The sequence below is a fragment of the Luteimonas sp. 9C genome (assembly GCF_902506295.1).
GTDB lineage: Bacteria > Pseudomonadota > Gammaproteobacteria > Xanthomonadales > Xanthomonadaceae > Luteimonas.
Genome location: NZ_LR733312.1, coordinates 2680612 through 2701805 on the forward strand (window position 1 = coordinate 2680612; position 21194 = coordinate 2701805).

Sequence of the window (21194 nt, forward strand, 5' to 3'; positions counted from 1 at the left end):
GCGGCGCGCTAGTATAGCGGGCCGCATCGAAGCGCCCGCCGCGCCATGCGCCAGGGAGGACCCGGCTTGAACGATCCGCGCGTGCCGCAGCATCCGGCCGGACCCCGTGCCCCTGCCGTCTTCGGTGGCCGACTGCCGCCCGGCCGTCTGACCCTCGAGCCGGTGATCGATGCACTGCTGGCCGATGGCCTGCTGGCGCCGGCCGACGCCGACCGCGCGCGCGTGAGCGGCCGCAATACGCGTGGACTCGACGCAGTGCATCCGCTGGTGCTGCTGGCCAACCTCAAACTGCCGTCGGCGCGGCGGCCGGGCACCGAGCTGGGTCTCGAGGCCCTGACCGAATGGCTCGCCCAGGCCACCGGTCACGTGTATCTGCGCATCGATCCGACCAAGATCGCGGTGGGCGACGTCACCGACCTGTTCTCGCACGCCTACGCCAAGCGCCACCGCATCCTGCCGGTCGACGTCGCGCCGGACCGCGCGCGCATCGCGACCAGCGAGCCGCTGGCGCTGGACTGGCTGACCGACATCCAGCGCCTGCTGCGGCGCGAGATCGACCTGGTCGTCGCCAATCCGCTGGACCTGCACCGCTACACGATGGAGTTCTTCGGCGTCACGCGCTCGATCCGCGGCGCCAAGGACGGGCGTGAGACCGGCAGCGACGCGCCGACGTTCGAACAGCTGGTCGAGCTGGGGCGCTCGGGCGACGTCAATGCCGACGACCATCACATCGTCCACATCGTCGACTGGCTGCTGCAGTACGCCTACGAACAGCGTGCCTCCGACATCCATCTCGAGCCGCGTCGCGACGTGGGCCGCGTGCGCTTCCGCATCGACGGCGTGCTGCACAAGGTCTTCGAGATGCCGCCGCCGGTGATGACCGCGGCCGTCAGCCGCATCAAGGTGCTGGGCCGCATGGATCTCGCCGAGCGCCGGCGGCCGCAGGACGGCCGCATCAAGACGCGATCGCCGGGCGGGCGTGAAGTCGAGATGCGCCTGTCGACGATGCCGACCGCCTTCGGCGAGAAGGTCGTCATGCGCATCTTCGACCCCGACACCGCGTTCAAGCCGATCGAACACCTGGGCTTCGACGCCGGCGAGGCGGCGGCGTGGAACGATCTCGTGCAGCGGCCGCACGGCATCGTGCTGGTGACCGGCCCGACCGGTTCGGGCAAGACGACGACGCTCTATTCCACGCTGAAGAAGCTGGCCTCCGACGACGTCAATGTCTGCACCGTCGAGGACCCGATCGAAATGGTCTCGGTCGAGCTCAACCAGATGCAGGTGCACAACGCGATCGACCTGACCTTCGCGCAGGGCGTGCGCACGCTGCTGCGCCAGGACCCCGACATCATCATGATCGGCGAGATCCGCGACCTCGACACCGCGCAGATGGCGGTGCAGGCCTCGCTGACCGGGCATCTGGTGCTCTCCACGCTGCACACCAACGACGCGCCGTCGGCGATCACCCGCCTGCTCGATCTGGGCCTGCCGCATTACCTGATCGCCTCCACGCTCAACGGCGTGCTGGCGCAGCGTCTGGTGCGCACCCTGTGCCGGCACTGCAAGCAGCCGCAGCCGGTCGATGCCGAGGCGTGGCGCGCGCTGCTCGGCCCGGACAGTGACCTGCCGCCGCCGGAGACCGCGTGCGGCCCGGTGGGCTGCCTGGAGTGCCGCAACACCGGCTATTTCGGTCGCGTCGGCATCTACGAACTGATGCCGGTCACGCCCGCGCTGCGCGCGAAGATCCAGCCGGACATGGCGCTGTCGGGGTTCAGCCGGACCGCCGTCGGTGAAGGCCTGCGCACGCTGCGCATGGCCGGCGCCGAAAAGGTCGCGCAAGGCGTGACCACGGTGGAGGAAGTGATGACGGTGCTGCCGCCGCGGGAGTAAGGGCGCGCGTGCGACGGCACGAGAGCGGCACATAAGGTACCGGGCACCTCTCCCTTCGGGGGAGGTCGGCGCGCAAAGCGCGTCGGTGCAGGGCAGGGTCGTCTAGGCACGATCCCAGACCAGCGCCCACCCGTCCCGATCCGCTACGCTGCGCCGTCTTCCTGCACCGGCTGCCCCTCGATGTCGTCCGACCGCCGCTTCCTGATCGTCGAAACCGGCCAGCCCGTGCCGTCGATGCGCCGCTATGGCGGATTTCCGCACTGGATCCGCGTCGCTGCCGGCCTGTCGGAGCACGACGCGGTCGTGGTCGATGTCGAACGCGGCGCCGCACTGCCCAGCGCGGACGATTTCGCCGGTGTCATCGTCACCGGCTCGGGTGCGATGGTCACCGACCGTGCCGAGTGGAGCGAACGTACAGCCACCTGGCTGCGTGAGGCCGCCCATGCCGGCGCGCCGATCTTCGGCATCTGCTACGGCCACCAGCTGCTCGCCCATGCGCTCGGCGGCGAAGTCGGCCCCAACCCGCGCGGACGCGAGATGGGCACGTTCGACATCGAAACGCACGAGGTCGCATCCGACGACCCGCTTTTCGCCGCCGGCTCGCGTTTCCCCGCCCAGACCACACACCTGCAGAGTGTCCTGCGTCTGCCCGAAGGCGCGACCCTGCTGGCGCATTCCGCCCTCGAACCGCACCATGCGTTCCGCTGGGGCGAGCGCGTCTGGGGCGTCCAGTTCCACCCGGAGTTCAGCGCCACCCACATGCGCGGCTACATCCGCGCGCGCTCGGGGCCGCTGTACCAGGAAGGCCTCGACCCGGTCGCGCTGGTCGCAGGCGTGCGCGCTGCGCCGCAAGCGCGGGCGGTATTGCAGCGCTTCGTCCGCTTCGCGGGGGCGTCGCCGCGCGATTGATTCTTCCTGTTCGGTCATGCCCGCGTCGGCGGGGTTGTCAACGGACGTATGTCCGGTCATCCATGGGCGTTGCGCTGCGTTGCGGTCGCTCTGCTTTGTCGTTGCTGTCGCTGTCGCTGCCGCTGTTGCCGTTGCTTTTGCTCCGCCGTTTATTTCGAGCGAGCCGTAGAGCGAGCCGAGCATCGCAGGGCGACGGGGTCGAAGAGCAGCCCATGTCTGAGCGCAGCGAGTTTGGGCTGCGTGCCCCGTCGTCCGAGAAGCGCAGGGAACCGCCGCGGCTGTATCGCGGCGGATCGCGTCCGGCGAAGGGACCTTTTGGTTCCTTTTGGGTCCGTCCAAAAGGAACTCGCACGCGCAGCGGGCGAAAGCTCTGTACTTGCTTGCGCCTCTCAGCTCGTCGCTCTGCGACTTCGATGTTCCTGGCAAAAACAGACGATTGAGCCGCAGAAGCGAAGATCAAAGACAGGGCTTCCGCGCTGTCGCGCGGCTCACTTTTGTCTTGGCAAAAGTAAGCAAAACCGCCTTCGCCGGATGCGAGCCGACGCGATGCAGTCGCGTCGGTGCCCTCCGCTCCTCGCCTGACGCGGCACGCAGCCCAAACTCGCTGCGTTCAGACATGGGCTGCTCTTCGGCCACGTCAGGCTCCGGTGCTCGGCTCGCTCTACGGCTCGATTTCAGATCAAAAGCTGGAAGCCGAAGCCGAAGCCGAAGCCGAAGCTGAAGCCGAAGCAGGAGCAGGAGCAGGAGCAGGAGCAGGAGCAGGAGCAGGAGCCAAGCGCGAGATGTGGAAGCGGAAGCTGCGAGCCTCGCCACCCGCTTCGCAATGACCGCTGTGGTTGGAAGAGGGCGGGGTACCCCGAAGCAGACCGCCGCCATCGCTGCTGAACACACAGCGCATCCCAGCGGCGTCTCCAATGCATGCGATACGATGGCGCCCTTCGTGGCGCGCCCACGTGACTGACACCTGGAATACGGCGGAAATGACGACTCGGACGGTAGGGGCCGGCCACGGCTGGAAGTGGATCGTGCAGGGCGTCAACGTGGGTCGGGCCAATCCGCGGGCGGTGTACGGGGCGACGGCGATTGTGGCGCTGCTGGCGCTGGTGCCGAACGTGCTGCAGGCGATCGCGCAGGTCGCATTCGGCCTCGACGCCAACACCCAGGTCATGCTGATCGGCGCGACGTCGCTGGTGTCGATCATCGTCTATCCGCTGCTGATCGCCGGTGTGCTGCACGTCATCGACGCGTCCGAGCACGGACGTCCGGCGCAGCCGACCGATGTGTTCGCGGTGTTCACCGGCGGCAATGCCGGGCGTCTGATCGGGTTCGGCGTGCTGATGGGGGCGCTCTACATCGCCACGTTCTACGCGCTGGTCAGCGCCTTCGGTGACGGCGTGGTCGACTGGTACATGCAGGTGCTGACCATCAGCCAGGAAATGAGCGCGCAGACAGGCCCGGCCACGCCACCCGACCTGCCGCTGCCGCCGACCGGCATCGGCCCGCTGATGGCGCTGGCAATCTTCTTCGGCGTCTATTACGCCACCGTCTATGCGGTCGGCCTGGGCCAGGTCGCGCTCGGTGGCCGGCCGGTGCTGCGGGCCTTCACCGATGGTCTGGGCGGCGCGTTGCGCAATGTGCTGCCGGTGATCGTGGCCGCGGCCATCGCGATGGCCGGCGGCTTCGCGCTGATGCTGGCGTTCGCGATGGTGGTCACCCTGATCAGCGTGGCCGCCAGCCTCGTGCACCCCGGCCTTGCCGCGCTGCTCGTGCTGCCGCTGTATCTGGTCCTGCTGCTGATCCTCTACATCGTGATGTTCGGTGCGATGTACGCGATGTGGCGCGACATCTGCGGCCCGCAGGGCGATGCGTCGACCGCCGGCCCGGCACCGGGCACCGACGGTCCCGACCGCGGCCGCATCGAGCTCTGACCGCGCCTAGAACCCGAGCGTCGCGTCGAGTGCGGCGGCGAGGCTCCGGTCGATGCGGTGCATCAGCAGCGCGAGTAACAGGAAGAACGCCGGCGGCTGCAGCACCAGCCACAGACGCGCCGGCATCGGCACCGGGGCATCGTCGATCTGCACCACGTGCGTTCCTGCGATCCGGTCATGCAGCGCCTGGTAACGCGGTCCGCGCGCCGCCAGCAGATGGCCGATGTTGAGGCTCACCCAGGACAGCAGGCCGGCGGCGGTGCGCAGGCCGGCGCGCACGTAGCCGGGCGGTAGTCCGTCGTCGTCCACCACCTGCAGGCCGAGCAGCCGCTTGCCGGGCGTCGCCTGCCAGCGCGAGCCCTCGAACGCGGTGAACCAGGCGCCTGCGACCACGGCGAACACCGCCATCGTCGGGAGCGTCAGCGATGTGATCGCGAGCGTCAGGGCGGTGATCGCGACCTGCAGCGCGGGGTCGGCCATCCAGGCCTGCAGCAGGGCGGCGGGCGACGCGGCGAGGTCGAGCGTGTGCTGCATCAGCGCCGCCATCGCCTGCGCCAGGGCGTCGATCGCGCGTGCGCAGGTGTCCAGGCCCGTCCACAGACGGCGGTGCATCAGCACGACGACCACCAGCCCGATCGCCGCCGCATCCAGCGACCACGCCGCATACCGGCGCAGCAGCGGCGTGGACCTGGCCACCGGCAGACTCATGCGTCGTCGCGCACCGCGTCGGGCTTGGGCGCGAGCAGGCGCGCGGCGAGGATCCCGGCCTCGTAGAGCAGGCACATCGGGATGGCGAGCATAAGCTGCGAGACCACGTCCGGCGGCGTGATGACCGCGGCCAGCACGAACACGCCGACCACCGCATATCCGCGTGCCTCGCGAAGCTGGTCGGTCGTCACCCAGCCCAGCAGCACCAGGATCACCAGCGCGACCGGGAGCTCGAAGCTCAGGCCGAACGCGAGGAAGATCACCAGCACGAAATTCAGATAGGCGTTGATGTCGGTCATCATCGCCACGCCATCGGGCGTCACCATCGTCAGGAAGGTGAACACCGACGGCAGCACGAAGAAGAACGCGAATGCGCAGCCGATGTAGAACAGGGCCACCGCCGATGCGAGCAGCGGCATCGCCAGGCGCTTCTCGCGTTTGTACAGGCCCGGTGCGACGAACGCCCAGGCCTGGTAGAGCAGCCACGGCATCGTCACCACCACCGCGGTGAAGAACGCCAGCTTGAGCGGCGCGAAGAACGGCGAGGCGACCTCGATCGCGATCAGGTGCGCGCCGTCGGGCAACTTGTCGAGCAGCGGCTGGGCGAGCAGGCCGTAGAGCGTGTTCGCGAACGGCAGCAGGCACAGCAGCACCAGGCCGGTGACCGCCACGCCGCGCATCAGCCGCATGCGCAATTCGATGAGATGGTCGATCAGGCTGCCTTCGCCGCCGTCTCCGTCAGCGTGCAACGCCACGATCGGTCTCCTCGTCGGCAGGGCCGGGTGGGATCGCCGGCGATCGCGTCGGGCGGCAGCGGCGGCGCGTCCGGCGTCACGGGCGTTGGCGCCGGTGCCGGTGCCGCATCAAGGCTGCGATGCGTCGCCGGCGGCTCGCTGGACATGCGCCGTGCCTGCGCGACCAGATCGCCGGCCTCCTTGCGCACGTCGTCGAAGCTGCTGCGGGCGTGCTGTTCGGCGTCACGCAACTGGGTGCCCACGTCGGCGATCGAACGCTGGGCGTCCTGCATGCTGCGCTTGAGTTCTTCGGCGGCGAGTTCGCGCTCGAGTTCGGACTTCACCGAATACCACTGCGCGCGGGCGCGGCGGACCCACAGCCCGGCGAATCGCGCCGCCTTGGGCAAGCGCTCGGGACCAAGCACGATCAACGCGATCAACGCGATGATCATCAACTCGGCCGTGCCGATCCCGAACATCGACCGTGTCCCGCGTCAGCGCGGGGTGGTGTCGTCGTGGCGCGTCCTGTCGGCCTCGCGGCTCGCCGGATCCTGCGAGCGGTCGTCGAGACGATCGGGTGTCTCGTCGTCGTGCATGCCTTTCTTGAAGCCCTTCACCGCTTCGCCGAGATCACGCCCGGCGCCGCGCAGTCGCTTGGTGCCGAACACCAGCAACACGACGACGAGGACGATGAGCCAATGCCAGATGCTGAAACTGCCCATGTCGGAATTCCGGGAGTTGCGGGTGGTCCGGCAGGATAACGCACCGCACCCGCGCGCAGCGTGCGGGTGCGCACTGCATCAGTACTCGGGCAACGGTTCGACGGTTGCCGGCTGGTCTTCGACGTTCTGGAAGCCCTGGGTCGACGGCTGCGCCTGTTGTGGCTGCACGGGCGCGGTCGTGGCTTGCGGCACGTTCTGGATGGCCGGCGTGTAGGCCGGCGACTGCGCCTGACGCGCGACCGGTACCGCGGTGCCGCCACGCGAGACGCGCGCCGTGGCGCTGGCCTCTTCCAGACGGTCCCGGAAATCCACGACCGCGCTCGACGGCGCCTGGCCCGGACGGTTCTCCAGGATCGCGCGCGGCGTGGTGGTGTTGCCGTAGACCGCGATGTTGGCGTCGTCGTCGATCTGCAGGACGGCGCCGTCGAGCGCGACGCCGGCGAACAGACCGCGGGCGCGCGACCACGACCAGATCTCGGCCTTGAGCTGGCCGTCGGTCAGCGCCGCGGCATTGCGGCCCACCGGGCCGGCGGCGACGCCGGCATCGGCGCCGAGAGTGAACTTGCCGTTGACGATCGATTCCAGGCTGCGCTCGTTGCGGAACACCAGCACCACGTCCGAGGACTGCACGCCGGCCTGGAAGCCGATGCTGCCGCCGGTGATCTTGACGAACGCCGGGCTAGACCACGTGCCTTCGGGCGTCTTGACCGACATCAGGCCGTGGCCGCGACGACCGCCGATGATCAGGCCGGCCTTGATGGTGTCCGGAATCACGACGATCGCGCGGGCCTCGTCGAGCAGCTTGTCGGGAATGCCCGATTCGGGGATCGCCTGGATTTCGTTGAGCACGCGGACCGCGTTCTGGGCCCGGGCATCCTCGGTCGGGCCGGCGACGGCGGGACCGGCGACGAACGCAGTGGCGAGCGCGGCCACCAGCACGGTGTGGCGGAACGGACGGGTCATGGTGGCTCCGGGGCTAGGGCACGAATCGGGCATGCGCCATGCGGCGCACACAGAACGGATTCAGGCTAGTGACGGGGCAATGAATCGCACATGAGTTCTTCCGGCGTGCCGGAACGCTGCCATTGCAGGGTCGTGCCTGCCATTCTATGGAAATGTCCGAATCCCCAGCCTCCTCTCCCGCGCGCGATGCCGTGGTGCTCGTCAATCTCGGCACCCCCGACGCGCCCACGCCCAGGGCGGTGCGCCGCTATCTCGCCGAGTTTCTCCACGACTACCGCGTGGTGGCCCTGACGCGCTGGTTGTGGTGTCCGATCCTGCACTTCGTGATCCTGCCGTTCCGCTCGCCGCGTGTGGCCAAGCTCTATGCCGGCGTGTGGATGGATGACGGCTCGCCGCTCGCGGTCCATACCGCGCGGCTGGCAGCGGCCGTGCAGACCGAGATGCCCGATGCGCAGGTGGTGCACGCCATGCGCTACGGCAATCCGTCCCTGCGTGGCGTGCTGACGCGCCTGCGCGATGCCGGCCATGCGCGCGTGCAGGTGCTGCCGCTGTATCCGCAGTATTCGACGACGACGACGGCGTCCGTCCGCGATGTCGTCGATGCGGTGTTCAGCGCCGACGGCGCGGCCGGCATGCGCGACGACTATCACCTCGACTCCGACTGGGTCGCGGCCGTGGCCGATTCGATCCGCGCCCACTGGCGCGCGCACGGGCGCGGCGAGCGTCTGCTGTTCTCCTTCCACGGCATTCCGCAGCGACTGGCCGATGCCGGCGATCCGTATCCGCAGCAGTGCCGGGCGAGCGTCGATGCGATCGTGCAGGCGCTGGGTCTGGCACCGGACGACGCGATGCTGACCTTCCAGTCGCGCTTCGGTCGCGAGCCCTGGCTGCAGCCCTACACCGACGAGACGTTGAAGGCGCTGGGCGGCGACGGCGTCCGCACGCTCGACGTCGTGTGCCCCGGCTTCGCGGTCGATTGCCTGGAGACGCTGGAGGAGATCGCGTTGCAGAACGCCGAGATCTTCCACGCGCACGGCGGCCGCGATCTGCGTTACATCCCCTGCCTCAACGACGCACCCGCGCATGCCCGCGCGCTGGCCGCACTGACGCGTCGCGACCTGGCGGCGCGCGCGTGAGCGGCGGCATGACGCCGCGGCCGTTCGAGGTCGAGATCGGCATCGGTACCGTGCGCGGCCTGCGCTTCGGCACCGTCGGCGCACGACGCGTGCTCGCGCTGCACGGCTGGCTCGACAATGCCGCGAGCTTCGTGCCGCTGGCCGCGCATCTCGAAGGCCTGGATCTCGTCGCGCCCGATCTGCCCGGCCACGGCCGCAGCGCGCACATGCCGGTCGGCACCGACTACACCTTCGTCGGCGCCGTGCACCAGGTGCTGGATATCGCCGATGCGCTGGGCTGGGACCGGTTCGCGCTGCTCGGGCATTCGATGGGCGCCGGCATCGCCAGCCTGGTCGCCGCCGCAGTGCCCGAGCGCATCGAACGTCTGGTCGCGATCGAAGCACTCGGCGCGCTGCCGGAAACCGAGCCGGAGACCGTGCCGCGCCTGCGCGAAGCAGTGGCCTCTTCGCGTGGACTGGGCACGCGTCCGCTGCGCGTATTCCCGGACCTCGACGCGCCGATCCGCGCGCGCGTGCGCGTCAACGACCTGAGCGAACCCGTCGCGCGGCTGCTGGTCGAACGTGGCGTGCAGGCGGTCGAGGGTGGCCATGTCTGGTGCAGCGACCCGCGCCTGACGATTCCCACCGCCGTGCGCATGACGCCCGGCCAGGTCGACGCCCTCATTGCCGGCATCGAATGCCCCACGCGCGTGATCTACGCCGATCCGCCGCAGCCCTATCTGCCCGAACCCGACCGTTCGCGCCGCGCGCGGTTGCTGCCCGATGGGGACCTGGTCGTGATCGCCGGCGGCCATCACCTGCACATGGAGCAGCCCGTCGAGATCGCCGCCGCGATCGGGGATTTCCTGCAGTGTTGATCGCATCGCGCCTCGCGACGCGACGAACGCCGCATCACCGCACCGCCAACCCGTCCTGCAGCTGCAGGCTGACGATCACACCGGCGTCGTCCGACGGTTGCACCGGGCGGTTGCGGTCGAACGCGAACAGCGCGCTGCGGCCGGCCTTCTCGAACGCCAGGACCGCGCTGTCGCCGCCGTGATGGGTGGCGAGCCGGGGCTGCCAGCCCTGACGCGCCATCGCGCGACGGGTTTCCTGCGACAGCGACACGACATCGCCGTCGGCGAACAGGCTGACGACGCGTGTGCCCGGCATCTCGGTGAGGGTGTCGATCGCATAGCGCGCAGGCAGGTGCACGTCGCGGGGGAAATCCGCAGGCAGTGTCAGCGACGTGGCACGTGGCAGAGGCGTCGCCGCGACGCGGTCGCCGCGCGCGTCGAAGCGGATCGTGGTCCCCATCGCGTCGCCGGGTTGGCGGCAGCCGGGCAACAGGACGAGGAGCAGCACGGCCAGGCACAGGCGGACCATCGGGTTTCTCCGGCGGCGGCGGCCGCTCATTCCGGTCAACGCGGACGCGGTGCCGGAGCGGCCATCGTGGGCCGTCTCGATGGCCCGCTCAGGCCAGCAGGGCGTGCAGGTCGGCCTTGAGTCTGCGTCCGCTCTCGCGGAAATAGTCGCGCGCCTCGCGCCAGGCAGGGCAGCGTGCCTCCACCTCGCCCCAGAACCGCGGCGAGTGATCCGCGTGGATCAGATGACACAGCTCGTGCACCAGCACGTACTCGAACGCCGACGGCGCGCCCAGCACCAGCGACAGGTCCAGATTGAGCGTGCCGTCCGGCGCCAGCGAGCCCCACTGCGAGGACATCACCTTGAGGCAGATGCGCCGCGGCGTGCGCGGCAGGCCGGGCAGGTAGGCCGGCAGCCAGCGGCCGATGTCGGCGCGCGCCTGCGCCTCGTAGAACTCGCGCAGCGCACGCTGCAGCGCGGCTGGACCGGCGTGTTCGGGCGAGGCGAAAGCCAGCACGCCATCGTCGTCCATGCGCACATGGCTGAAGCGGCCGCCCTCCCAGCGCAGCGGCTGCAGGCCGCCGCGCAGCGGCAGATGCGTGGTCACGCCACGCTGCAGGGGCAGCGCTTCACCGTGCGCCGCGATCTGCGCGGCCAGCCACGCGCGGTGCTGCTGCAGGAAGGCATCGCCGGTGACGAGGCTCGCGCGCAGCGGCAAGGTCAGGCGTGCGCCGCGTTCGCTGACGCTCAGACGGATGCGCCGGGCGCGCGGATCGCGCACCCGCAGCACCTCGATCTCACGCCCATCCTCGAGCCTGAGACGGAGCGAATCGCGCTGGATCGAGACAGGCTTTGCAGGACGTGACAGCAGGCGCGACAGGGACGGCATGCGCGGATTGTAAGCGCTGCGTGCGACGCGACCGGTGCCGCCGTCGCACGTGCGCAGGCGCTCAGTCCGCCTTCGACAGCTTCAGCGCGCCTTCGAGCACCGTGAACAGGCGCTTGAACTCGCCGCGCATCAGCGCGAAGCGGGCGTCGAGTTCGGCGCGCATGTCGTCGTTCTCGGTGTGCTCGAGCGAATCCAGCGCGCCGTCGAGCAGCTTGAACTTGCGCACGATCAGATCCTCGCCGAGCACGAAGGAAACGTGGTCGTCGAGGTTGAGCGCGAGCTTGGTGACCTGCTTGCCGGCGTCGAGATGGCGGGTGATCTCCTCGCACTGCAGATCCTGACGCTGGCAGCGCACGATCGCGCCCTGGTCGGACGGATCCTTGAGTTCGCATTCCTCGCCCAGCGTCAGGCCGTCGGGCAGCGGTTCGCCGGCGATCCAGCCGGTCATCACGCCGCGCGGCGAGACTTCGGCGTTGAGCGGCAGCGCCGGAAAGCTGCCGAGCGCGGTACGGATGTTTGAGACCAGGTTTTCCGCGCTCTTGCGGCTGGAGGAGTTCACCGCGACCACACCGTGCTCGAGGTCGATCAGCGCATCGCTGCGCACCGGCTTCACGAATGCGCGCGGCATCAGCTCCTGCAGCAGATCGTCCTTCATCTGCTTGCGCATCTTGCCGCCGGGCTTGCGGCCCTGCTTCTCCTCGAACTCCTCGATGCGCCGCGACAGCAGCTCGTTGACCACCGGGCCGGGCAGGATCTTCTCTTCACCGCCGACGGTGATCCAGAGGGTGTCCTCGATGCGATGCGCCATCACCTCGGCCTCGCGGCCCAACGGCGAGATGAAACCGTGCGAGGACATCTCCAGCGGGCCGACCGGCTTGAGCGGGAATTCGGCCAGACGCGCGTCGAGTTCGGACAGGTCGAGGCTGGTGGGAAAGCGGAACAGGGTCAGATTGCGGAAGAACATGGGGCGGATGATTCCATTGGAAGTGGGGAAGGACGCCGCACACGAGCGGTGGGCGTCAGGAATGGTGTGATGCGTGCCGGGTGCAGGCGCGGGCCGACATCGACGGCAGACGCTGCGTCGGCGCGGCGTGGAGGGCGGTGTTCATGCCTCGCGCATCGCGATGTCGATCGGCGTGTCCGGCGCGTCGGCCGACCAGTCGTCGATCGTGACGGGCGCCGTGCCCGGACCGATCATGCGGAAATCGAACAGCGCCGGATCGCTCAGCTGCGACGGGCTGACGTTGCCCAGGGACCGCGCGATCGTCTCGATGCGGCCGGGCGTCTCGCGCTCCCAGGCTGCCAGCATGTTCTGGACCTGCTTGCGCTGCAGGTTCTCCTGCGAGCCGCACAGCGTGCAGGGGATGATCGGGAACGCCTTGGCCTGCGCATATGCGGCGATGTCGGCTTCGGCCGCGTACGCCAGCGGACGGATCACGACATGCTGGCCGTCATCGCTGCGCAGTTTCGGCGGCATGCCGCCGAGTTTGGCGTGGAAGAACATGTTGAGGAAGAACGTTGCGACCAGATCATCGCGATGGTGGCCGAGCGCGATCTTCGTGAAGCCGTGCTGCGCCGCGTGGTGGTACAGCGCGCCGCGGCGCAGGCGCGAGCACAGCGAACACATCGTCTTCCCTGCCGGAATCACCCGGCTGACGACCGAATAGGTGTCCTGTTCGATGATGTGGAAATCAACGCCACGCGCCGTCAGATAGTCCGGCAGCACATGCTCGGGAAAGCCGGGCTGCTTCTGGTCGAGGTTCACCGCAGTGATCGAGAACGCCACCGGTGCCTTCGACTGCAACTGCAGCAGGATGTCGAGCAGCGTGTAGCTGTCCTTGCCGCCCGACAGGCACACCATGACCTTGTCGCCGTCCTCGATCATGCCGAAATCGGCGATCGCGCGACCCACCTGATGGCGGAGCCGCTTGCCCAGCGTATGCACCTCCGGCGCGCCACGGCGCGGATCGCGCGGATGCGGCAGCGGTGCGTGCAGGGGCAGGACGATACTCATCGGGCCAGTTTACCGGGCGCGGGTTCGGACGTTGCCGCAACGTGCCTGCGACCGCGCGCCCACACGCGCCGTGCAAGGCTGCGACGCCATTCCTGTTGGACGGAGAGCGTCATGTCGCGCATCGTCATCATCGGCGGCCACGGCCGCATCGCCCTGCAGCTGGCCCAGCGCCTCACCGGAAGCGGACACGCCGTGACCGCGCTGTTCCGCAACGCGGCCCACCGCGACGCCGTCGCCGACACCGGCGCCACGCCGGTCGTCTTCGACATCGAACACGCGCAGACCGATGCGATCGCCGCGCAGCTCGCCGGCCACGACGCGGTGGTCTGGTCGGCGGGTGCAGGCGGTGGCGAAGCCGCGCGCACGTATGCGGTCGACCGCGATGCGGCGATCCGCTCGATCGATGCCGCGGCCGTCGCCGGCGTGCGGCGCTACGTGATGGTGTCCTACATCGGCGCCGGCTTCGATCACGGCATCGCGCCGGATGACGGCTTTTTCGCCTATGCCGAAGCGAAAGCCGCAGCCGACGCGCACCTGCGCGACAGCGCGCTGGACTGGACGATCCTCGGTCCGGGCCGGCTGACCGATGATGCCGGCAGTGGCCGTGTCGCCGATGGCGCGAACGCCGACAGCGGCACGCCGGTGTCGCGCGCAAACGTGGCGGCGGTCGCCGCCGCCGTGCTGGATGCGCCGGGCACCGTGGGCCGCACCCTGGATTTCGTCGATGGCGATGTGCCGATCGAAACCTTCGTCGGCGGTGACTGATCGCGTGCGCGTAGGAGCGAATGGAGAACGGTCCGTTCGCCTGCGCCACTGACGACCGTGCCGATCGATTCCCCGCGTTAATGCGACGGTGCGGCGCGCAGTCGTAGACTGCATGCTGATCGCGCGGTTGCCTGCCGCAACCCGCGCGTTCGCAACCCCGTCTTCCAGGAGCGCAATGACGTGAAGTACTGAGCCGACATCGAGTCCGACGACCCATCCGGGTCGCGTCCCCATGTTTGCGAGGTTCTTCCATGTCCGTGCCTGTCTCGTCGGCGCCTTTCGCGTCGCTGTCTGCGTCCTCTTCCGTCGTGCCCGCGCTGCGCGCCCGTGGCCTGTCCGCCGCGCGCGACGACGGCAGCGTGCTCTACGACGATCTGTCGCTGGTGCTGCACGACGGCCCCAGTGGGCTGGTCGGCGCCAATGGCGTCGGCAAATCCACGCTGCTCCGGCAGCTTTCTGATGGCGCCCGCGCTGGCACTGTCGAAGTGGCAGGTGGTCAGCAGCTGCTGACGCAGCATCCGGGGCCGTTGCCGCCGCGCGTCGTCGACCTGCTGGGACTGGGCGCGCGCTTCGATGCGCTGCGCCGGCTGCTGGCGGGTCATGGCGACGCGGACGATGCGGCATGCGTCGACGACGACTGGGCGCTTGAAACGCGATTGGCGGATGCGTTCGCAGCGCTGGGTTTCCAGGATCTGACGCCGACGTCCGATCCTGGGCTGCTCTCGGGCGGGCAGTGCCAGCAGCTGCGACTGCTCGCCGCGTCGTGGTGCGATGCCCGCGTGCTGCTGCTCGACGAGCCCAGCACCTTTCTCGACAGCGACGCGTCCGCGTCCTGGTGCCGGCAGTTCCTGCAACGCGCAGGGGCTGTACTGGTCGTGACCCACGATCCCGTGTGGCTGCGCGCGATGCCGCGACTGGTCGAGCTGCGCGCCGACGGGCTGCAGTGGATGGACGGCGGACTCGACGCATGGCGCGCCGCGCGCGATGCCACGCGGCGTCAGACAGAAGATGCACTCGCGCAGGCGCGGATCGATCGCGCGCGTGCACAACGTGCGGTGGGACGTGAACGTCAGCGGCTCGACCAGCGTCAGGCGCGCGGGCAGCGGATGCGCGAGACCAGCAACCAGTCGCCGCTGCTGCTGGACCACGCCAAGGGCAACGCCGAACGCCATGCCGGACGCGCGCGCGGCGCACTGGCACAGCGCCTCGCCGATGGTGACACCGCGGTGCGTGACGCGTTCGCCGCGACCGATGCCACGCCTGCGCCCGCGTTCGTCGATGCCGCGGTCGCCCTGCCGGTGGCGCGGCGGGTGATGCGGTTCGACGGCGCGCATCCCGTCGCCGGCGCGCCGGCGCAGGCGCTGACCTGGGATGCGTGCGGCCCGGTGCGGATCGGTCTGGTGGGGCGCAACGGCAGCGGCAAGACCACGCTGCTGCGCGCGCTGCGCGGCGAGACCACGCTCGCCAGCGGGACCGTCGAAGTCTGCGTGCCGGTGCAAGCGCTCGACCAGATGCTCGCCAACCTGCCCGACGCGATGCCGGCGCTCGACTGGCTGGCCGATCGCATGCAGGCCGGGGCGACGGACGTACCCGCGACGCGGCTCGCACTGCTCGGCCTGACGGGCGCGCGGGCCAGGCAGCCGCTGGCTCTGCTGTCCGGGGGCGAGCGCATGCGGGTCGCCATCGCGGCCGCCGCATGGGCGCAGCCGGCGGCGCCGCTGCTGCTGCTCGACGAACCCGCCAGCCATCTCGATCTCGACAGCGTCGATGCGCTGGTCGCGCTGCTGCGCGGCTGGCCCGGCGCACTCGTCGTCGTCAGCCACGACCCGGCCGTGCTCGATGCGCTGGCGCTCACCCACCGTCTGCATCTGGACGTCGACCGCCTCCATCTGGACACCGTCGATTCTTGAGCTGCGACGCCGACCCCACCGGCGCGGCCCGTCGATCAACGGTCGGGTCCGCCTGCAACGAAAACAGGCGCCTCTCGGCGCCTGTTTTCTCATGGCCTGTTCAAGCCGAAGGCGTCCGCCTCAGGGCACCCACACCAGATTGCGCGTATTGGGATCGGTGGTGATGTCCCGGACACGGCCCGCCGCGTCGAACTGCACCTGGAACTCGGCGAAGCTGCTCATCCAGTAGCGCCACAGGTCCGCGGCCAGATCCGGATTCTCGCTGCTGATCGGATAGCCCAGCGACATCAGCACCTGTTCGCGGGTCATGCCGGGCGTGATCTTCGCGCGCTTGATCGCGTCCTGGATCTTGGCCGGATACGTGGCGATCTTCGCCGCCGGATCCTCGGTCACCACGTAGCGCTTCGCGAAGTCGGCCGGTGCGATGTCGCGGCTGTAGTCGTTGCCGATCGACTGTTTCTCGCCGTCGATCCGCACGTTGACGCGGTGGCGGCCGTAGCCGGTGACGCTGGTCGGCGTGCCGACCGGGACCACGCGCTTGCCGTTCTCGGCGTAGTTGCTGTCGCTGATCCAGCTGCCGTCGCTGCGCAGGTTGCAGCACAGGTAGCCGTCGTACTTCTCCTGCGCGGAGAGCTGGGCGGTGGCCGCGAGCGCGGCGATGGCGAGCAGCGAAGCGGCGATGCGCGCGGGCGCGCGGCGGTGCGATCGTAGGGACATCCTGGTTCCTTGACGAAGCGGCCGGGGCTGCCGCGGATGGACGGCACGCGGCGGCAGCCGACGTCGCACCGGTCCCCGTCCGGCGCAGCGCATTGTTGCAGCGGCATCACGCCCCGCCAAGCACCCGGGTTGACGCGATGTTGCGATAAGCTGCACCGATGTCGAACGACGCCCCCGACATCGAGGAAAGCCGGAGCGCGCTGCTGATGCGGCTGCGCGCCGAGCATCGCGAACTCGACCGCACCATCGCCGACCTGCAGGCCACGCCGGCCCCCGAAGCACTGGCGATGCAGCGCATGAAGAAACGCAAGCTGCAGCTCAAGGACTGCATCGCCCGGCTGGAGTCGGACCTGATTCCCGACGAGCCCGCCTGAGGCGAAACGCCGGCGCGAGCGGATGGGATGCGGCAGGCCTGTTCCGAACTTCGAACTGCAGCCCTGGAACGCCACGTCCGCGCGTGCGGATGGAACGATCGATGCGCACTTGTCGAAGTCCGCGCGATCGGCGATCTCGGCGTATACGCGATACAGCGTGCCGGACTCGTCAGAGTGCATGCCGATCACATCGCATGCGTCCATTGGAATGTATCGAACAATCAGTGGGCGGGTGGCGTGCGGAGAACAGGTCGACCCACGAGTAGACGGATCGTTCATGTCCTTCATCCTCTTAGGGGAAGCCCGGTCAAGTCGATTCAAAGAAGCGACGTCTGGCGGTTGTTGCTTAGGTGACACAGGGACATGAGCCTGGAATGACGTGCGCGATCCGCCAGCGCACGCCAATCGGATCAAAGAGTGTGAATTCCTGATGCCCCAAGTCCGATCATCCGGCGGCCTGGAGACCTACCGGGAACACCGTTGCCACGCCTGACGTCTTGACACTGCGCTGCCAGACGTCTGCATTTGAGACGAGCATGTGCATCACGAAGTTGTTCGCATGGCCCGGGTTGTAGAGCTGCGACTTCAGGAATGGATGTGACGCCTAAACGACGATAAGTGGGATCGTTCGATTCCGACATCGCTTCGAAACCAAGCGCCTCTCAGAGCACTAATGGATTCGCAAGTTCGCACGCCGACACGAACACCCTGTTTTCGATCGTCTGCAGATTCATGTGGTCTCGCCAACGACGCTCGATGACGCGTCGTGAACCATGGTCACATGGAGGCGCGCTTCAGATCGGATCGCCACCCGCGGCAATGGCCCGCTCCTGATCGAGGCCAAGCAAACCGCTGCGCAGGTGATCAGCAGCCGCCGAGCGCGTGACCTCGCCGTGCCGGACGTACACGATGAATCTTCCCCCTGCACGGAAGCCGACATCGTGGAACGACGCGGACTGCCGGCATGCAAATGTGAACTGCGTCTTCCATCGCGCCGCTTGGACCGGGGACGGATCGCCCTTGAGGGTCTGCTCGACTGCGAGGCGAACCGAGCCGCGCTCGGGCTGGTCGATGGTGGGGTGAACCAGCGCAGTGACGGTACCGATGAATATCGCATCAGCCTCTTGCGTTGCGACCCGCGTGAGTTCCAGAAGCTCAGCCAGGTCAGCGGCATCGATCTGCGCCTGCACTGCTGGCAGACGTGTGCCGCACGCGACGGCGGTCTGGGCAGCGAGCAACAAGGCTGCCATGGAAAGGAGCGCGCGTGCTTTCATGCCACCTGCTGTCGGACTGGTTGGGCCATCGCTGTCTGGCCTGATGATTCCGCGACGTTACATTCGATCGTACGAAATGTCAGTGCCTTTCACCTGCCGGTCGCCGGGAGCCCGATGCCGCTGCGCCCAGACGACCGACAGGCGCGCCGCGTCGACCTCACTCGGCGACGACGACCACCGGCTCCGCGGGCTTCACCGCTTCCGGGCTCACCTTCTCGATCGAGTGCCGCAGTTCGCGGCCGAGGATGACCTTGGCGTCCTTGGCCCAGTTGTCGAGGCGGTCGTCGAAGACGAGCTTGCTGTTGCCGTCGAGTTTGACGAGGCCGAGTTCACGGAGCTTCTGGATGAAGCCGCGGAACAGGGACTTGTCGAAGAACTCGGGGGCGGCCGGGGCATAGAGCAGCGACAGGCGCTGGGCGGCGAGCTGGCAGAGGCTTTCGAGTTCGCCGGCGCCGAGGGTGCCGGGGCCGTTCTTGGCGAGCACGGAAATCGCGATGTAGTAGCGCTCGAAGGCCTGCTGCAGCGGATGGCTCAGCGCGCGCAGGCGGAACACCTCGTCGGTCTGGCCGGCGTTGCGCGCGTAGATGCCATCGTCCTCGTCGCTGACGCGCTCGAGCAGGGCTTCGCGCTCGAAGGTCTGCAGCGTCAGCGCGATGCGCTCCGCGAACGTGTCCTCGTCCCACGGCAGATATAGCTCGGCCTGCAGGAACGGATACATCGTGCGGCCCAGTCGCAGCAGCGTATGCCGGCTCATGCGCCGGTTCTGCAGGAAACAGCACGCGATCCAGGCCGAAGCCGTGAACAGGTGCAGCACGTTGTTGCGGAAGTAGGTCAGCAGCACCGACTTCTCGTCGTCGACGCGGAACACGTCGCCCAGCGGATGCGCGACGCGTTCGAGTACGTTGATCTCCTCGCCGTGCGCGACGATTTCCTGCGGCGTGTGCGGGGTGACCGTGACGCGATCCGAATACGGCACGTCGACCAGCAACTGCTTGGACAGCGCGATCTGGGCGAGCAGGTCGGCTTCGCCCATCGCGTGCTTCGGTGTCGACAGCAGCGCGAGCGCCAGCAGGTTGATCGGATTGACGTCGGCGGCGCGGTTGATGTTGACGTTGATCTTTTCGGCAATGACGTCGACCGTGCGCGACAGCCACTCGGGGCGCTCGCTGTCGGCGACCGCGTTGCCGTCCCAGCCGGTCGCGTGTTCGGCGAGCACGTCGGCCAGCGCGATCGGCTCGCCGAAGTTCACCACCACCTGGCCGTAATTGGAGCGCAGCACCTGCGGGATGCTCCACAGCAGCTGCCAGATCGATTCCTTCTTCTTGCTCTTGCCCGACAGCTCGTCGAGATAGCTGCCGCCTTCCATCAGCTTTTCGTAGCCGACGTAGATCGGCTGGAACAGCACGGGGCGTGTCGGCTGGCGCAGGAACGCGCGCAGCGTCATCGACACCATGCCGCCCTTCGGCGCGAGCAGGCGCCCGGTACGCGAGCGGCCGCCTTCGACGAAGTATTCGATCGAATACCCGCCGGCGACCAGTTGGGCCACGTACTCGGCCAGCACGGTCGAGTACAGCGCGTTGCCGCGGATCGAGCGGCGGATGAAGAACGCGCCGCCCTTGCGCAGGATGGTGCCGATGACCGGCAGGTTGAGGTTGATGCCCGCAACGATGTGCGGCGGCACGATGCCGCGGTTGTAGAGCAGATAGCTCAGCAGCAGATAGTCCATGTGGCTGCGGTGGCTGGGCACGTAGACGATTTCGTGCCCGGGCGCCGCGGCCTTGAGGGTATCGATGTGGTGCACCAGCACGCCGCGGAAGATGCGGTTCCACACGGTGGTGAGCAGGTAGCTCGCCGAGCGCACCACCGGGTGCGAATAGTCGGCGGCGATCTCGTAGGCGTAGGCGTGCGCCTTCTTCCACGCCTCTTCCGGCTTGCTGTTGTCGCGGCGCGCCTGGTCGGCGATCGCGTCCTTGACCGCGGGCGAGGCCAGCACCTTGTCGACCAGCAGGCGGCGGGTCGAGAGGTCCGGCCCGATGATCGCTTCGCGCATGCGGTTGAAATGGGTGCGCAGCACGCGCGAGAGCTTGCGCACCGTACGCTCGGGATCGAGACCTTCGGCGAGCAGCGGGCGTACGGCGACCGGCTCGGCGAAGCGCACCAGAGTGTCACGGCCGTTGAGCAGGATCGCCAGCAGGCGGCGGAACCGGCCGACGATGGTCCAGTTCTCCGAGAACAGCACCGCGAACCAGCCGTTGTTCTTGTCCGGTGAGCGGCCGACGAAGATCGAGACCGGCACGACCTGCACGTCGAGCGCGTCGTCGCGGCGATGCGCTTCGAGCAGGCGGGCCAGCGATTCGGAATGCGTCGCCTTCGACTGCGGCTGGCCGGTCGCCATCGCCAGCGCACCGCCGGCATTGCGCCGCGACAGTGCGACGTAGGCGCGCTTGCGGCCGAGCGGGTCGCCGGGCAGCGGTTGCAGCGGCGAGGGCAGGCCGGCCTCGCGACATGCGCGTTCGAGGATCAGCGCATTCGACAGGCCGTAGTCCTCGAGCACGTAGCAGACTGGGCGATGGTCGACGAGCGTCTCGGGCGTCTGCGGCTCCACCTTCAGGCCGATCCACGGCCGCATCAGCCAACCGAGCAGGCCGGCCCACCACGGGCGGCGCACCGCGCGGCGCGGGGCGGCCAGCGGCACGGGCAATGTGCCCGGCGGGATCCCGGCAACCGTCGGCGCGTCCTCGGCAGGCGTCGCACCGGACGCGGGCGCGTCCGTGCCGTCGACGGATGGCGTCTGCGGCGTCGACGTGGCGGGCACGGACGGGTCCGCGGCGTCCGCCGGGCGCTGTTCGGCGCGCCGGGCGTGGTCGCCGTCCGGGAATTCGAGGGTTGGTTGGTCAGGCATCGTCGGCATTAT

At 68.8% G+C, this 21194-nt stretch carries 20 protein-coding genes; 8 read left to right on the forward strand and 12 right to left on the reverse strand.

The window, feature by feature from the left end; translation table 11 throughout:
• Positions 1 to 81: 81 nt before the first annotated feature.
• The 3 genes from CURTO8I2_RS12245 to CURTO8I2_RS12255 all read left to right on the forward strand — a co-directional run bounded on the left by CURTO8I2_RS12245 (position 82) and on the right by CURTO8I2_RS12255 (position 4730).
• Positions 82 to 1893: a GspE/PulE family protein gene (locus tag CURTO8I2_RS12245; RefSeq protein ID WP_236551145.1), complete on the forward strand. Its 1812-nt coding sequence runs from the start codon at positions 82 to 84 to the stop codon at positions 1891 to 1893.
• A gap of 180 nt (positions 1894 to 2073) precedes the next feature.
• A complete protein-coding gene (locus CURTO8I2_RS12250; RefSeq protein ID WP_159681338.1) occupies positions 2074 to 2802 on the forward strand; it encodes a glutamine amidotransferase in 729 nt (242 codons plus the stop codon).
• Positions 2803 to 3782: 980 nt separating this feature from the next.
• Positions 3783 to 4730 carry a hypothetical protein gene (locus CURTO8I2_RS12255; RefSeq protein ID WP_159681339.1) on the forward strand — a complete coding sequence of 316 codons (948 nt, stop codon included), beginning with the start codon at positions 3783 to 3785 and terminating at the stop codon, positions 4728 to 4730.
• A 6-nt stretch (positions 4731 to 4736) separates the two neighbouring features.
• Here CURTO8I2_RS12255 and CURTO8I2_RS12260 read toward each other — a convergent pair whose 3' ends face one another.
• The 5 genes from CURTO8I2_RS12260 to CURTO8I2_RS12280 all read right to left on the reverse strand — a co-directional run bounded on the left by CURTO8I2_RS12260 (position 4737) and on the right by CURTO8I2_RS12280 (position 7857).
• Positions 4737 to 5426 carry an RDD family protein gene (locus CURTO8I2_RS12260; RefSeq protein ID WP_159681340.1) on the reverse strand — a complete coding sequence of 230 codons (690 nt, stop codon included), beginning with the start codon at positions 5424 to 5426 and terminating at the stop codon, positions 4737 to 4739.
• 8 nt (positions 5427 to 5434) lie between these two features.
• Complete coding sequence (tatC, locus tag CURTO8I2_RS12265; protein ID WP_255475812.1) at positions 5435 to 6187, reverse strand: twin-arginine translocase subunit TatC; 753 nt, start codon at positions 6185 to 6187, stop codon at positions 5435 to 5437.
• Entirely contained in the window at positions 6151 to 6651 is a 501-nt protein-coding gene (gene tatB / locus CURTO8I2_RS15475; RefSeq protein ID WP_236551097.1) for a Sec-independent protein translocase protein TatB, read from the reverse strand. Before tatB ends, tatC begins: the two co-directional genes overlap by 37 nt.
• Positions 6652 to 6666: 15 nt before the next feature.
• Positions 6667 to 6894, reverse strand: coding sequence for a Sec-independent protein translocase subunit TatA (tatA, locus tag CURTO8I2_RS12275; RefSeq protein ID WP_159681341.1), 228 nt, complete (start codon positions 6892 to 6894; stop codon positions 6667 to 6669).
• Between the two features lie 78 nt (positions 6895 to 6972).
• Entirely contained in the window at positions 6973 to 7857 is an 885-nt protein-coding gene (locus tag CURTO8I2_RS12280; RefSeq protein ID WP_159681342.1) for a lipid-binding SYLF domain-containing protein, read from the reverse strand.
• 152 nt (positions 7858 to 8009) lie between these two features.
• Here CURTO8I2_RS12280 and hemH point away from each other — a divergent pair, with 152 nt between their 5' ends.
• The gene (hemH, locus tag CURTO8I2_RS12285) at positions 8010 to 8993 is read left to right on the forward strand and encodes a ferrochelatase (protein WP_159681343.1); all 984 of its coding nucleotides are present in this window, start codon (positions 8010 to 8012) and stop codon (positions 8991 to 8993) included.
• An 8-nt stretch (positions 8994 to 9001) separates the two neighbouring features.
• A complete protein-coding gene (locus CURTO8I2_RS12290) occupies positions 9002 to 9850 on the forward strand; it encodes an alpha/beta hydrolase (protein ID WP_159681344.1) in 849 nt (282 codons plus the stop codon).
• Positions 9851 to 9884: 34 nt separating this feature from the next.
• Here CURTO8I2_RS12290 and CURTO8I2_RS12295 read toward each other — a convergent pair whose 3' ends face one another.
• The 4 genes from CURTO8I2_RS12295 to ttcA form a co-directional block, all read right to left on the reverse strand.
• Positions 9885 to 10358 (reverse strand): hypothetical protein, encoded by a 474-nt coding sequence (locus tag CURTO8I2_RS12295; protein WP_159681345.1) that lies wholly within the window; start codon positions 10356 to 10358, stop codon positions 9885 to 9887.
• Between the two features lie 88 nt (positions 10359 to 10446).
• Positions 10447 to 11226: a SprT family zinc-dependent metalloprotease gene (locus CURTO8I2_RS12300; protein WP_159681346.1), complete on the reverse strand. Its 780-nt coding sequence runs from the start codon at positions 11224 to 11226 to the stop codon at positions 10447 to 10449.
• A gap of 61 nt (positions 11227 to 11287) precedes the next feature.
• Positions 11288 to 12190, reverse strand: a complete 903-nt coding sequence (locus tag CURTO8I2_RS12305; protein WP_159681347.1) for a recombination-associated protein RdgC — start codon at positions 12188 to 12190, stop codon at positions 11288 to 11290.
• Positions 12191 to 12331: 141 nt separating this feature from the next.
• Positions 12332 to 13240: a tRNA 2-thiocytidine(32) synthetase TtcA gene (gene ttcA / locus CURTO8I2_RS12310; RefSeq protein WP_159681348.1), complete on the reverse strand. Its 909-nt coding sequence runs from the start codon at positions 13238 to 13240 to the stop codon at positions 12332 to 12334.
• Between the two features lie 111 nt (positions 13241 to 13351).
• Between ttcA and CURTO8I2_RS12315 the strand changes: the two genes are divergently transcribed.
• Together CURTO8I2_RS12315 and CURTO8I2_RS12320 are read left to right on the forward strand one after the other, a co-directional pair.
• A complete protein-coding gene (locus CURTO8I2_RS12315; protein ID WP_159681349.1) occupies positions 13352 to 14005 on the forward strand; it encodes an NAD(P)H-binding protein in 654 nt (217 codons plus the stop codon).
• Between the two features lie 251 nt (positions 14006 to 14256).
• Positions 14257 to 15915 (forward strand): ATP-binding cassette domain-containing protein, encoded by a 1659-nt coding sequence (locus CURTO8I2_RS12320; RefSeq protein ID WP_159681350.1) that lies wholly within the window; start codon positions 14257 to 14259, stop codon positions 15913 to 15915.
• A 120-nt stretch (positions 15916 to 16035) separates the two neighbouring features.
• Here CURTO8I2_RS12320 and bamE read toward each other — a convergent pair whose 3' ends face one another.
• Positions 16036 to 16632, reverse strand: coding sequence for an outer membrane protein assembly factor BamE (gene bamE / locus CURTO8I2_RS12325; RefSeq protein WP_159681351.1), 597 nt, complete (start codon positions 16630 to 16632; stop codon positions 16036 to 16038).
• Positions 16633 to 16790: 158 nt separating this feature from the next.
• On the opposite strand from bamE, the gene CURTO8I2_RS12330 reads away from it, so the two are divergent.
• Positions 16791 to 17006, forward strand: a complete 216-nt coding sequence (locus tag CURTO8I2_RS12330; protein ID WP_159681352.1) for a YdcH family protein — start codon at positions 16791 to 16793, stop codon at positions 17004 to 17006.
• 794 nt (positions 17007 to 17800) lie between these two features.
• Here the strand turns inward: CURTO8I2_RS12330 and CURTO8I2_RS12335 are convergent.
• Positions 17801 to 18280 carry a hypothetical protein gene (locus CURTO8I2_RS12335; RefSeq protein WP_159681353.1) on the reverse strand — a complete coding sequence of 160 codons (480 nt, stop codon included), beginning with the start codon at positions 18278 to 18280 and terminating at the stop codon, positions 17801 to 17803.
• 157 nt (positions 18281 to 18437) lie between these two features.
• A complete protein-coding gene (gene plsB, locus CURTO8I2_RS12340) occupies positions 18438 to 21191 on the reverse strand; it encodes a glycerol-3-phosphate 1-O-acyltransferase PlsB (RefSeq protein ID WP_159681354.1) in 2754 nt (917 codons plus the stop codon).
• Positions 21192 to 21194: the final 3 nt, after the last annotated feature.